Annotated in this window: 12 protein-coding genes; 8 read left to right on the top strand and 4 right to left on the bottom strand. The window is 68.2% G+C overall.

Annotation, left to right across the window (positions count from 1 at the left end; translation table 11 throughout):
- Nucleotides 1-236 precede the first annotated feature (236 nt).
- From ACRDPS_RS16135 to ACRDPS_RS16110, 6 genes are all read left to right on the top strand, one after another.
- Complete coding sequence (locus ACRDPS_RS16135) at nucleotides 237-1316, top strand: L-erythro-3,5-diaminohexanoate dehydrogenase (RefSeq protein WP_431502671.1); 1080 nt, start codon at nucleotides 237-239, stop codon at nucleotides 1314-1316.
- Nucleotides 1313-2884, top strand: coding sequence for a lysine 5,6-aminomutase subunit alpha (locus ACRDPS_RS16130; RefSeq protein ID WP_431502670.1), 1572 nt, complete (start codon nucleotides 1313-1315; stop codon nucleotides 2882-2884). The genes ACRDPS_RS16135 and ACRDPS_RS16130 overlap by 4 nt, the downstream gene beginning before the upstream one ends.
- On the top strand, nucleotides 2881-3636 hold the full coding sequence (locus ACRDPS_RS16125) for an OAM dimerization domain-containing protein (RefSeq protein ID WP_431502669.1): 756 nt from the start codon (nucleotides 2881-2883) through the stop codon (nucleotides 3634-3636). Before ACRDPS_RS16130 ends, ACRDPS_RS16125 begins: the two co-directional genes overlap by 4 nt.
- The gene (locus tag ACRDPS_RS16120) at nucleotides 3633-4064 is read left to right on the top strand and encodes a hotdog domain-containing protein (protein ID WP_431502668.1); all 432 of its coding nucleotides are present in this window, start codon (nucleotides 3633-3635) and stop codon (nucleotides 4062-4064) included. Before ACRDPS_RS16125 ends, ACRDPS_RS16120 begins: the two co-directional genes overlap by 4 nt.
- 523 nt (nucleotides 4065-4587) lie before the next feature.
- Nucleotides 4588-5340 carry a polyprenol monophosphomannose synthase gene (locus ACRDPS_RS16115; protein WP_431502672.1) on the top strand — a complete coding sequence of 251 codons (753 nt, stop codon included), beginning with the start codon at nucleotides 4588-4590 and terminating at the stop codon, nucleotides 5338-5340.
- Nucleotides 5337-5840, top strand: a complete 504-nt coding sequence (locus tag ACRDPS_RS16110; protein WP_431502667.1) for an FxsA family protein — start codon at nucleotides 5337-5339, stop codon at nucleotides 5838-5840. Before ACRDPS_RS16115 ends, ACRDPS_RS16110 begins: the two co-directional genes overlap by 4 nt.
- 105 nt (nucleotides 5841-5945) lie before the next feature.
- On the opposite strand, the gene ACRDPS_RS16105 is transcribed toward ACRDPS_RS16110, so the two are convergent.
- From ACRDPS_RS16105 to ACRDPS_RS16090, 4 genes are all read right to left on the bottom strand, one after another.
- Nucleotides 5946-6332, bottom strand: coding sequence for an RNA polymerase-binding protein RbpA (locus ACRDPS_RS16105; protein WP_431502666.1), 387 nt, complete (start codon nucleotides 6330-6332; stop codon nucleotides 5946-5948).
- 318 nt (nucleotides 6333-6650) lie between these two features.
- Entirely contained in the window at nucleotides 6651-8003 is a 1353-nt protein-coding gene (locus tag ACRDPS_RS16100) for an MFS transporter (RefSeq protein WP_431502665.1), read from the bottom strand.
- A complete protein-coding gene (locus ACRDPS_RS16095; RefSeq protein WP_431502664.1) occupies nucleotides 8000-8893 on the bottom strand; it encodes a glycerophosphodiester phosphodiesterase in 894 nt (297 codons plus the stop codon). Before ACRDPS_RS16095 ends, ACRDPS_RS16100 begins: the two co-directional genes overlap by 4 nt.
- A 107-nt stretch (nucleotides 8894-9000) precedes the next feature.
- On the bottom strand, nucleotides 9001-10527 hold the full coding sequence (locus ACRDPS_RS16090; protein WP_431502663.1) for a UDP-N-acetylglucosamine 1-carboxyvinyltransferase: 1527 nt from the start codon (nucleotides 10525-10527) through the stop codon (nucleotides 9001-9003).
- Between the two features lie 137 nt (nucleotides 10528-10664).
- Between ACRDPS_RS16090 and ACRDPS_RS16085 the strand changes: the two genes are divergently transcribed.
- On the top strand, nucleotides 10665-11693 hold the full coding sequence (locus ACRDPS_RS16085) for a zinc-dependent alcohol dehydrogenase family protein (RefSeq protein WP_431502662.1): 1029 nt from the start codon (nucleotides 10665-10667) through the stop codon (nucleotides 11691-11693).
- A 47-nt stretch (nucleotides 11694-11740) separates the two neighbouring features.
- The gene (locus ACRDPS_RS16080) at nucleotides 11741-12244 is read left to right on the top strand and encodes a GNAT family N-acetyltransferase (RefSeq protein ID WP_431502661.1); all 504 of its coding nucleotides are present in this window, start codon (nucleotides 11741-11743) and stop codon (nucleotides 12242-12244) included.
- Nucleotides 12245-12313 lie beyond the last annotated feature (69 nt).

Genomic DNA, 12313 nt, shown 5'->3' with positions numbered 1-12313 from the left:
CCCGGGAACCTGGTCCAGTCGGGCTCGACCAGGTCCACGCGCTGGTAGGCGTAGGGCTGTCCGTCGCGACTGCGCTGTTCGCCTCGGGCGTCGCCTCGGCGGTTGGGCTCGATGGTTGCCGTCATGTTCTCCACCATAGCGGGAGATCCTGCGGTCTTTGCAAGCGTAGGCCGCAATTCTTCCATCAAGCGCTGGTAGGGTCCGCCGTGAGATTGGACGCAAGGAGGCGTACGACGATGACAACTTCCGACCCCACCGGCCTGCACCGCGTGCTCGACGAGCCGAAGGCCGGTTCGCTGCCGCTGCCGCAGGCTGCCCGTGGTCTCGACACCCGGGCGGCGTTGTGGCCCGACGAGGTGCGGATCCGCGTCGAGCGGCTGAACCTCGACGCCGCCTCGTTCCGGCAGCTCGAGTCCGCGCACGACGGCGACGGGGATGCCGTACGCAGCGAGGTGCTCGAGATCGTCGCCGACCGCGGCAAGATGCAGAACCCGGTGACCGGCTCGGGCGGGATGCTCGTCGGTGTGGTCGAGGAGGTCGGACCGGAGTCTCCGCTGGGGCTGGCGGTCGGGGACCGGGTCGCGACCCTGGTGTCCTTGACGCTGACCCCGCTGGTGATCGAGGACGGCCTCGCGGGCTGGGCCGGCGACTCCGAGCAGGTGCCGTGCCAGGGCTACGCCATCCTCTTCGGCCGCTCGATCGCCGCCGTGCTCCCCGACGACCTGGCCCCCGAGCTGGCGCTGTCGGTGATGGACGTGTGCGGCGCACCGGCGCTGACGCGCCGGGTGGTCGCGGAGAAGTACGCCGGCGGCGTCGTCGCCGTGATCGGTGGCGGCGGCAAGTCGGGGTCGCTCTCGCTGGCGGCGGCTCGTGAGGCCGGGGCCGGACATCTCGTCGGCATCGTCCCGACCACGACCGAGGCGGAGCGCCTTCGTGAGGCCGGGTTGGCCGACGAGGTCGTGGTCGCGGATGCCCGCAACCCGGTCGCGCTGCGCGACGCGGTCGCGAAGGCGGGCGGTCCCGCTGATGTCACCGTCGTCTGCGTCGACGTACCCGGCTGCGAGGGTGGCGCCATCCTCGCCACCGCCGACCGGGGCACCGTCATCTTCTTCTCGATGGCCACCTCCTTCTCCGCCGCCGCGCTCGGCGCCGAGGGGCTCGCCGCGGATGTCACGATGATCGTCGGCAACGGCTACGTCCCCGGCCATGCGGCGTACGCCCTCGATCTCCTCCGTGCCAACCCCGGCGTCCGGACGCTCTTCGAGCGCAGGACCGTATTCGAGAAGGCTGTATTCGAAAAGGAGGGTGTCCGGTGAGACTCGATCTGGACCCACGCACGATCGCCCAGGCACGCACGCTGGCGGCGAAGGTCGGCGACCCGATCGTCGAGATGGCCAAGAAGCACACCACGGTCGCCGTCGAGCGGGCCACGCTGCGGCTGGCCGGGCTCGGCGGCGCCGACCCGGACGGGACTCCGTGGGTGAACCATCTCGTCGACGCGGTGCGCGCCGACATCGGCTTGGAGCACGGCGTCTCGCTGCCGGTGTGGCAGGCGCTGGCCGCGTACGACAACGACCTCGGACGCCTCGCCGAGGACGCCGCGGCCGGGCAGGTGACCTTCCGGCTCCCCGAGGGGTCCGAGGCGGATCTGGCCGCGAAGCGTGCCCGGGAGGCGGTCGGCGCCGGGATCGCGAAGCTGGACGCCAGCCGGGTGGCTCGCGAGCGGATGATCAGCGAGATCGGCGACGCGCCCCGCAAGCCGTGGATCTACCTGATCGTCGCGACCGGCGACATCTATGAGGACATCCCTCAGGCACAGGCGGCCGCGCGCGAGGGGGCGGACATCATCGCGGTGATCCGCTCGACCGGCCAGTCGCTGCTCGACTACGTGCCCGAGGGGGCCACCCGGGAGGGGTTCGCGGGGACGTACGCGACGCAGGAGAACTTCCGGCTGATGCGAGCGGCGCTCGACGAGACCAGCCGCGAGCTCGGGCGCTACATCCGGCTCACCAACTACGCCAGCGGCCTGTGCATGCCGGAGATCGCAGCGCTGGCGGGCATGGAGCGTCTCGACATGATGCTCAACGATTCGATGTACGGGATCCTGTTCCGCGACATCAACCCGGTGCGTACGTTCGTGGACCAGCGGCTCTCGCGACAGATCCACGCGCGGGCGGGGATCATCATCAACACCGGCGAGGACAACTATCTGACCACCGCCGATGCGGTCGAGGCGGCGCATACGGTGACCACCTCGCAGCTCCTGAACGAGTACTTCGCCAAGGAGGCCGGCCTCGAGGACTGGCAGCTGGGTCTCGGGCACGCCTTCGAGATCAACCCCGATGTGCCGGACTCGTTCCGCCTCGAGCTCGCCCACGCGCTGCTGGCCAAGACGATCTTCCCGGACGCCCCGCTGAAGTGGATGCCGCCGACCCGGCACATGACCGGCGACATCTTCAAGGGCTATCTGCTCGACGGATTCTTCAACCTCGCCGGCGCGATGACCGACCAGGGGATCCTGCTGGTGGGGATGATGACCGAGGCGGTCGTGACGCCGTGGATCTCCGACCGCGACCTGGCCCTGCAGAACGTCCGCTATGTCATGGACTCGGCCGGGAAGCTCGGTGAGGACTTCCATCCGGCTCCCGACGGGTTCATCGCCAACCGGGCACGAGAGGTCCTGGGCGACTCCCTCGACCTCCTCGGCAAGATCATCGACGAGCCCAACGGGCTCCTGGACGCGATCGCCGACGGCACCTTCGGACTGATGAAGCGGCCGGCCGACGCCGGCAAGGGCCTGGACGGCGTCGCCGAGAAGTCCGAGACCTACTACAACCCCGCGAGCTCGATCTTGGACGAGCACAGTCTGGAGGGTGGCGAATGACCACAGAAAATGGGCACCTGATCAGGCCGTACGGAGACACCACCGGCGACGGGATGGTGCAGGTCTCCTTCACCCTGCCGATCCCGCACAGCAAGATCGCCGACGGAGCCGCGCTGCAGCTGGCCAACAAGATGGGCATGGAGCCGGCGATGGTCGTCCACTCCAAGCCCGTGGGCGCCGACTTCACGTTCTTCGTGGTCTACGGGCAGGTGAACCATCTCGTCGACACCGACAAGGTGCAGGTCGTCGAGCGTGACTTCCCGCTGCTCACACCCAAGGAGGCCAACGCGGTGATCAAGGAGACGCTGCGGCGTCCGATGGTCGTCGTCGGCGCGTGCATCGGCACCGACGCCCACACGGTCGGGATCGACGCGATCCTCAACATCAAGGGGTTCGCGGGGGAGAAGGGGCTGGAGTACTACAAGGAGATCGAGGTCGTGAACCTCGGCGCCCAGGTCTCCGTCCCGGCCCTGGTGGACGCCGCCGTGACCCGGCGCGCCGATGCCGTGCTCGTCTCCCAGGTCGTCACCCAGCGCGACGCCCACCTGCTCAACACCCGGGAGATGTCGGCCGCGTTCCGTGAGGCCTATCCGGCGGGGGAGCGGCCGTTGCTGATCGCGGGTGGGCCACGCTTCGACGAAGCGAAGACCGCAGAGCTCGGTGTCGACCGGATCTTCGGCCGCGGCACCACCCCGGCCGAGGTCGCCTCCTATCTCGTCCACCGCACCACCTCCAAGGAGCCCGCAGCATGAGCACCCCTGAGATCGGCCCTGAGATCGGGCATGAGATCGGCCCCAAGATCGGCACAGCGGTCGTCCACCGCCGCTACGTGCCCTACTCGCACGCCCATTACGCCGGCAACCTGGTCGACGGGGCGTACAGCCTGGGTCTCTTCGGCGACGTCGCGACCGAGATGTGCATGGTGACCGACGGCGACGAGGGTCTCTTCGCGTCCTATGACGATGTGCAGTTCAAAGCCCCCGTGCGTGCCGGCGACGTCCTGGAGATCACCTGCGAGCTGGTCAAGGCCGGAAGACGGTCGCGGGTGATGGAGTTCGCCGTGCACGTGGTGGCCAGGGGAGCGGCCACCGAGGACCGTCCGGGCGCGGCAAAGGTGCTCGACGAACCGATCCTGGCGACCTCCGCGCATGGCACGGTCGTCGTTCCGGAGAGCCCGTAACGGGTACCTGAGGACGACACGCCGCCGTTCGTCGAGAATTCCCGACTTTTTCGCCGCCGGAAGGCTGTGGCTGACCTGCGAAAACTCCAGTTTCCGCAGGTCAGCGGCTTGTTGACTTACCCCGAGCGATCGGGTGAAGGTGGCTTGGTTCGCCCGTGCAGAGTTGTGGTAGGCGGATCGGCGCCCGACGGTTCGGGTCGGGGGTGTCGTGCCAGGCATCCCCCGATGCTTACCCGCGGGCGTGATCGAGCGCCGCGAGGGCAACGCGGGTGGGCCAAGGCGCCCTTAGACAACGATCGTGCCCCTGCCGCCAGCAGGGATCGGAACGGCCCGAAGATCGTCTTGGTCCTCCCGCGCCTCTGCTGGCGTCCGCAGGGCTGTTGCTCGCCGCCTACCCCCGCTGGCATTCGATCAAGTGACCAGCGCCCGGATATCCTGTGATCTCCAACCCCATTTCTTGACAAGGCCGGCGTACGTGACGAACGAGCAGCTTCCTCCCTGGACCGAGATCGGTCGGGCAGTGATGGTGATCCCGACCTACAACGAAGCGGACAACCTCGCCTGGATCGTCGCCCGGTTGCGGAAGGCGCAGCCGCGCGTCGACGTGCTGGTCGTCGACGACGGGTCTCCGGACGGCACCGGCACGATCGCGAGCGAGCTCGCCGAGAACGACGAGCAGATCCATGTGCTGCACCGCACCGAGAAGGCCGGGCTGGGCGCTGCGTACCTCCACGGATTCGGATGGGCCGTCGAGCAGGGCTACGACGTCGTGGGGGAGATGGACGCCGACGGCTCTCACCAGCCTGAGGAGCTGCACCTCCTGCTGGATGCCCTCACCTCCGCCGACCTGGTGATCGGCGCTCGCTGGATCCGTGGCGGCTCCGTGGTCAACTGGCCGCTGTCACGACGGCTGCTCTCGGTAGGCGGGAACCTCTACGTCCGGGCGCTGCTCGGCATCGGCGTCCACGACGCCACCGCGGGTTTCCGGCTCTTCCGGCGTACGACGCTGGAGAAGCTGCAGCTGAGCAGCGTCGAGTCGACCGGCTATGTCTTCCAGACCGAGATGGTCACGCGTACGCTGCGGGCCGGCCTGACGGTCAAGGAGGTCCCGATCCAGTTCATCGAGCGGGTCCGGGGCGAGTCGAAGATGAGCCCCGCGGTCGCCGCCGAGTCGATGCGTCGGGTGACCCGCTGGGGCCTCGCGGAGCGACGCGACCAGCTGCTCCGGCTGCTGCGCCGCCTCGGGCTGGACCGTCTCCGGGTGGGCCGCCGATGAGCACGACGACGACCAACGCCCGAGGGACCAGGCGCCGCCGGCTCTCCTGGGTCCTGATCCTGCTCTTCTTGGTGATCCCCCTGGCCGAGCTCTTCGTGCTGATCCAGGTGGGTCAGGTCATCGGCGTCTGGTGGACGATCCTGCTCCTCGTCGCCGACTCGATCTTCGGTGCCTGGCTGATGCGCCGTGAGGGCTCCCGCGCCTGGACCGCGCTGACGACCGCGCTCTCCTCGGGGAAGCTCCCGTCCAACGAGATCGCCGACGGCGCACTGATCATGCTCGGCGGCGCGCTGATGCTCAGCCCCGGCTTCGTGACCGACCTCTTCGGCATCGTGCTGATCCTGCCGTTCACCCGCCCGTTCTTCCGCCGCATCCTGGCCGCGGTCGTGCAGAAGCGCCTCGTCACAGCCGCGATGCCGACCACCTTCGGCGACCCGCGCCGCCGCCCCCAGAGCGACGACATCGTCACCGGCGAGGTCATCGACAAGGACCAGGCCTGACCCACGCCGAGGCGTCATCCGCGTCGGCCGAGAAGTCACAAAAGCAGATCGAGTGGTCACCAGATGGTGACCACTCGATCTGCGTACCTGCCTATCGGCGTGAGATCAGGCGTTGGCCTTCTTCTTGCCAGGGCCCTTGCGGTGCAGGTGCGCCGGCCCGATCTCGCCGCCACGCAGAAGGTCGAGGCGTTCCTTCAGGATGTCCTCGAGCTCCTTCTCCGAGCGCCGCTCCAGGAGCATGTCCCAGTGCGTACGCGCCGGCTTCTCGGCCTTCTCCTCCGGCTTGGCACCGGAGAGGTTGAGAGCTTCCATCCCGCAGCGCGGGCACTCCCAGATGGCCGGAACCTCGGCCTCGTCCGACATCGTGATCTCGAACTCGTGAGCCTGCGGGCAGCGGTATGCCACCTGCTGGCGACCCGCGAACTCGATGCCGCGCTCATCCTCAAAACTTTGTCCGCCCAGTCGGGCACCGCGCAACGTACGCTCGGCCATAAGGCACCTCCTGAGTCGATCGTCCCCCGTTGAATGTGCTGAAGAGCGACGCGGTCTGCGGACTCATAACGCAGCCCGGTCAGGCCTCTTCACATCGTCAACGGTACAGAGGAGGTGATGATTCCGTGAATTGTGGGCCGTCTCGCCGTGTTGTTCGACACATGCCCCGCCTGACCTGCGATCTTTTCTGAGAGTGTCCTGAGGACGTACGTCTCGAACCCGCCAGGCGGCAGGTCCCCTGGCGCCCTCCGGTCGCCTTGCTCCCTCGCTCGGCGCGAACGGACGAGCAAGCTCGCCGTTCGACCTCGCTCTGTCGCCTCAGATCCGCTCGGGTGCCCGGTTGCCCGCCTGCTCGATGCCCTTGGCCGTGTTCACCAGGGCCAGGAGCCCGCCGCCGAGGACGAAGAAGGCGATCAGCGCCAGGATCGCCGGCCGGTAGGAGTCGGTGAGCTGGTAGACGAGGCCGAAGACCAGCGTGCCGAGCCAGGAGGTGCCGCGGTCCATGGCGTGGTAGAGGCTGAAGTACTCTGCCTCCTTCCCGGCAGGGATGAACAGCGAGAAGTAGGACCGTGCCAGCGCCTGGGTGCCGCCCATGACCAGACCGATGCCGACTGCGACGACCAGAAGGGGCAGCAGGGTCTGCTCCGGCACGAAGTAGGCCGCGACGACGATGACCATCCAGCCACCCAAGCCTCCGAGGATCACCCGCTTTGCGCCGAAGCTCTTTGCCAGCCGGCCGAAGAAGATGGCCCCGCCGACCGCGACGAACTGCACCAGCAGGTAGATGCCGAGCATCGTGCCGGTCTCGAACCCGAGCTCCTCGACCCCATAGATCGACGCCGAGCTGATCACGGTCTGGATGCCGTCGTTGAAGAAGAGGTACGCCAGCAGGAAGGTCAGCGCGACCGGATACCGCGGCAGCTCCTTGAGGGTCACGAACAGCTGGCCGAAGGACCGCGCGACCACACCGCCGGAGACCTCCTCGACGTCCGCGGGCTCACGGCGGCGGATCCGCCGCCAGGGGATGATGATGAACCCGGCCCACCACAGCGCGGCCGAGAGCATGGAGATCCGCACCGCCAGCGCGGTGCCGAGGCCGAGCGGGTCGGCGAAGGTGACCAGCACGAAGTTCACCGCGAGCAGCAGCCCGCCGCCGGCGTAGCCGTACGCCCAGCCGATCGAGGAGACCCGGTCGCGCTCCGCCTCGGTCGAGATCAGCGGCAGGATCGAGTCACTGACCACCACCGCCGCCCCCGCGCACAGGTTGGCGATGATGAACATGATCGAGCCGAACCACCAGTTGTCCCCGGTCATGAAGAACAGCAGCGCCGCGCAGAGCGCACCGGCCCAGGCGAAACCCGCCATCAGGTCCGGCTTGCGCGAGGTGCGGTCGGCGATCGCGCCGACCAGCGGGTAGATGATCGCCGACAGGATCGTCGAGAACGTGATGACGAAGGACGGCAGCGCGCCGGGCGCGATCGACAGCCCGAGCACGTCGATCCGGTTGTCGACGGCCGCTGCTTTCGCGATCTCGATCAGGTAGGGCGCGAACAACACCCCGGCCACGGTCGTCTGGAACGCGGAGACGGCCCAGTCGGTGAAGAACCAGCCCTTCTGCTCCCGTGCCCGCTCGACCGGCCTGAAGTCGCCGATGCCGGCTGGTGTGGTCACTTCTGGGGCTCCTCGCCGTCATCATCGTTGTTGAGCCGAGCATCGAGCCCAGCCTCATTGAGCCCAGCCTCATTGAGCCCAGCCTCGGACCGAGGCGGCTCAGCGTCCCACAGCCCGCGCTCCTGGAGGAACGCTTTGAGGAGGTCGGTCCGGTCCGTCATCAGGCCGTCGACCTCGCGCTCGACCAGCCGCTCCATCTCGGCCGGGTCGTCGACGGTCCACACATGGACCTCCTTGCCCGCCTTGTGGGCGCGGCGTACGAGGCCGGGTGACGCCACCAGGATCGAGAGGGGACCGCGAAGTCGCTGACGGTGCGGGATCTGGAACGCGTCGAAGCGCGCGCCGGCGAGGCGCTTGGCGATGCCGGCCGTGGGTGAGAGCAGATAGGCCAGCACCTCGCGCGGGTGGGCCGAGGTCCGTACCCGACCGGCCGTCAGCCGGCGGAAGGCCTCGAGCCGACGCACCGAGAAGGAGCCGACGATGACCTTGTCCTCATGGTCGGTCGCCGTGAGCAGCTCGGCCAGCGCGCGGACCGCGCCGTCGGACTTGAGGTCGATGTTGAAGCTGACGTCGGGGAAGGCCTCGAAGAGCTCGGCCAGGGTCGGCACCCCGTGCAGGTCGCCGATCCGGGCGGCCTGCACCTCGGCGTACGTCATCTCCGCGATCAGGCCGCTGACGTCGGTGACCCGGTCGAGCGCCTCGTCGTGAAAGGCGAGCAGGACACCGTCGCGGGTCACGTGCACATCGGTCTCGAGATGGGTGTAGCCGAGACTCACCGCATGGCGGAACGCCTCCATGGTGTTCTCCATCCCGACCAGGTCGGGATGGAGTGCGCCACCACGGTGCGCATAGGCGCGTACGCGTCGTTGTTGCTCCCTCACGGGGAGCATCTAACCACCCGAGAGCGCCTGGTCACATGAGCCCGCAGGCTCATGTCACCACTCAGCTGTCGCCCCAGCCCTCCAACCTCGACGAGCCGACTCGGCCCGGTCTTCGATCAGATGTCGCGGAAGGCGGTGATGTTCGCGCCGAGCTGGTTGAGCCGCTCGGCGAGGTCCTCGTAGCCACGCGCGATGACGTAGGTCGAGCGAAGCACGGACGTCCCCTTGGAGGCGAGCATCGCGAGCAGCACGACGACGGCGGGGCGCAGCGCCGGCGGGCAGACGATCTCGGTCCCGGAGAAGTGGGTGGGGCCCTCGATCATCACCCGGTGCGGGTCCATGAGCGTGACGTTGCCGCCGAGCTTGTTGAGCTCGGTCAGATAGATCGCGCGGTTCTCGTAGACCCAGTCGTGCAGCAGCGTCTGGCCCTGCGCCACCGCGGCGATCGCGGCGAAGAACGGCAGGTTGTCGATGTTGAGGCCGGGGAAGGGGAGCGGGTGGATCTTGTCCAGCGGCGCGTGCAGGGAGGAGTGCTTGGTGGTGATGTCGACGAGGCGGGTCTTGCCGTTGAGTGCGACGTACTCCTCGGAGAGGGCGTAGTTGAAGCCCATCTCCTCCAGCGTCGCGAGCTCGATCTCCATGAACTCGATCGGAACCCGCTTGATGGTGATCTCGGAGTCGGTGACGATCGCGGCGGTCAGCAGCGACATCGCCTCGATCGGGTCCTCGCTCGGCGCGTAGTCGACATCGACGTCGATGGTCTCGCGACCGGTGACGCGCAGGGTGGTGGTGCCGATGCCCTCGACCTCGACGCCCAGCTTCTGCAGGTAGAAGCAGAGGTCCTGGACCATGTAGTTCGAGGAGGCGTTGCGGATCGTGGTGGTGCCCGGGTGCAGCGCGGCGGCCATCAGAGCGTTCTCGGTGACGGTGTCGCCGCGCTCGGTCAGCACGATGGCGCGGGTCGGCTGGACCGCGCGGTTGACGCTGGCGTGGTAGGCGCCGTCGGTGGCCTTGACCTCGAGGCCGAAGGGGCGAAGCGCCGACATGTGCGGCTCGACGGTGCGGGTGCCGAGGTTGCAGCCACCGGCGTACGGAAGCTCGAAGTCGTCGAGGCGGTGCATCAGCGGGCCGAGGAACATGATGACCGAGCGCGTACGCCGCGCGGCGGCCTCGTCCACGGCGTCGAGGCGCAGCTCCTTGGGCGGGACGATCTCGAGGTCGTTGTCGTCGTTGAGCCAGCGGGTCTGGACGCCGATCGAGTTGAGGACCTCGATGATCCGGTTGACCTCTTCGATCCGGGCGACCTTGCGCAGCGTCGTACGGCCCCGGTTCAGCAGCGAGCCGACCAGGAGGGCGACCCCCGCGTTCTTCGAGGTCTTGACCGTGATCTCGCCCGAGAGCGTCGTCGGGCCGGTCACGCGCAGGTGCGTCGGGCCGGCCCCGATGTCGACCAGGGAGGAGTCGAGGGCGGCTCCCACGCGGGCGATCATCTCCAGCGAGAGGTTCTGCTGCCCCTGCTCGATGCGGTTGATCGCGCTCTGGCTGGTGTTGAGGAGGTCGGCGAGCTGGGCCTGGGTGAGACCCTTGTGCTTGCGCGCATCGCGAATCAGATTCCCGATGCGACCTTTGTATCCGTCGGTCATGGTGCACCACCGTAACTCATATATGAGATAAGCCTGGATTCCCCGCGAACTGTCGGCGTTTCGTGTCAGGAGTGTTGCCCGGATTCCGCGGGGCCACGGTGTGCGATCTGACGTACGCCGGGTGACAGGATGCCACCATGCACGCGACAACGATCCACGGGGTGGGCGACATCCGGTTCACGGAGGTCCCCGATCCCGTCCTGACGAAGCCGACCGACGCGATCGTGAAGGTCACCGCCTCCTGCATCTGCGGCTCCGACCTGTGGAACTACCGGGGCGCCAACGGCGACATCGACGAGCCAAGCACCATCGGCCACGAGTGCATCGGCGTCATCGAGGAGGTCGGCGCCGACGTACGCGGCTTCAAGTCCGGCGACTTCGTGATCGTCCCCTTCGACCACTGCGACAACACCTGCCCCCACTGCGTCGCCGGGGTCCAGTCGGTCTGCGAGAACCTCGGGTTCACGGTCAGCGGCCAAGGGGAGTACGCCCTGGTCAACCAGGCCGACGGCTCTCTGGTCAAGCTCGACGCGACCCCCGATCCGTCGATGTACCCCGACCTGCTCGCACTCACCGATGTGATGGCCACCGGCTGGCACGCAGCGGTCATGTCAGGGCTCGGGGCAGGCGCCAAGGGCGGGACCGCGGTCGTGGTCGGTGACGGCGCCGTCGGTCTGTGCGGCGTGCTGGCAGCCGCTCAGCTCGGTGCCGAGAGGGTGGTCGCGATGTCGCGTCACGAGGCTCGCCAGGAGATCGCCGAGAAGTTCGGTGCCACCGACATCGTCGCCGCCCGCGGCAAGGAGGGCGAGGCGGCCGTACGCGAGCTCACCGGCGGCGTCGGGGCCGACTACGTCCTGGAGTGCGTGGGCACCGACCAGTCCTTCAAGACGGCCTCGAAGGTGGCCCGTCCGGGTGCGACGGTCGGGTTCGTCGGGGTCCCGCACGACGTCAACCTCCCGGTCAACGCGCTCTTCCGCACCAACGTGGGCCTCAAGGGTGGGATGGCGCCGGTCCGCCGCTACCTTCCCGACCTCCTGCGGCTCACGCTCGACGGCACGATCAACCCCGGTCTCGTCTTCGACAAGACGCTGCCGGTCGCCGAGGTCGCCGAGGGCTATCGGCTGATGGACCAGCGGCTCGCGACCAAGGTCCAGCTCACCTACTGATCCCGGGCGGGGGATCGGCCGCGTCGTACATCTGAGAGACTCGGTCGATGCCCCGTACCGACACCATGCGCCTGCGCCCGCTGGCACCGGGCGACGAGTACGTCTTCGCCGACTGGGCGCTCGATGAGGAGTTCCGGGTGGCCAGCGGCTGGCCGGAACGCGATCGTGAGGGCCATCTTCGCCACTGGCGCCGGCTGATCGATGCTCCTCCGCCCGAGCTCATCCGGCTGGGGGTCGAGCTCGACGCGGAGGTCGTCGGCTATGCCGATCTCCACGGTCTCGCACCCGACACGCGCGAGCTCGGTATCGCCATCGGCCCGAGCTCTCGCTGGGGACAGGGCCTCGGTCAGCGCGCCATCAAGACCGCGCTCACCTACGGCTTCTCCGTGCTCGATCTAACCCGTATCTGGGCCGAGACGCACGAGACCAACGCCCGCGCCAAGAAGCTTTTCGACGCCACCGGCTTCATCGAGACCGGCCGCCACGGCACCGACACCTACCGCGGGGAGGCCGTCAGCCTCGTCCAGTACGCCGTCGAGCGCCCCCACTAGACCGAGACGTCAGAAATGCCGGTCGAGACGTCAGTTGTGCAGGCCGAGTTGGCACTGTCGTGCCAACTC

Origin of the sequence: Nocardioides sp. (genome assembly GCF_050699375.1) — a bacterium.
Classification (GTDB): domain Bacteria; phylum Actinomycetota; class Actinomycetes; order Propionibacteriales; family Nocardioidaceae; genus Nocardioides.
Note: the sequence above shows the minus strand (reverse complement) of the source record. Positions and strands in the feature narration are given on the sequence as shown.

Coding starts and splice junctions, on each gene's coding strand:
- ACRDPS_RS16135 (WP_431502671.1), top strand. CDS start 237: ATGACAACTTCCGACCCCACCGGCCTGCACCGCGTGCTCGACGAGCCG.
- ACRDPS_RS16125 (WP_431502669.1), top strand. CDS start 2,881: ATGACCACAGAAAATGGGCACCTGATCAGGCCGTACGGAGACACCACC.
- ACRDPS_RS16120 (WP_431502668.1), top strand. CDS start 3,633: ATGAGCACCCCTGAGATCGGCCCTGAGATCGGGCATGAGATCGGCCCC.
- ACRDPS_RS16115 (WP_431502672.1), top strand. CDS start 4,588: ATGGTGATCCCGACCTACAACGAAGCGGACAACCTCGCCTGGATCGTC.
- ACRDPS_RS16110 (WP_431502667.1), top strand. CDS start 5,337: ATGAGCACGACGACGACCAACGCCCGAGGGACCAGGCGCCGCCGGCTC.
- ACRDPS_RS16105 (WP_431502666.1), bottom strand. CDS start 6,332: ATGGCCGAGCGTACGTTGCGCGGTGCCCGACTGGGCGGACAAAGTTTT.
- ACRDPS_RS16095 (WP_431502664.1), bottom strand. CDS start 8,893: ATGCTCCCCGTGAGGGAGCAACAACGACGCGTACGCGCCTATGCGCAC.
- ACRDPS_RS16090 (WP_431502663.1), bottom strand. CDS start 10,527: ATGACCGACGGATACAAAGGTCGCATCGGGAATCTGATTCGCGATGCG.
- ACRDPS_RS16085 (WP_431502662.1), top strand. CDS start 10,665: ATGCACGCGACAACGATCCACGGGGTGGGCGACATCCGGTTCACGGAG.
- ACRDPS_RS16080 (WP_431502661.1), top strand. CDS start 11,741: ATGCCCCGTACCGACACCATGCGCCTGCGCCCGCTGGCACCGGGCGAC.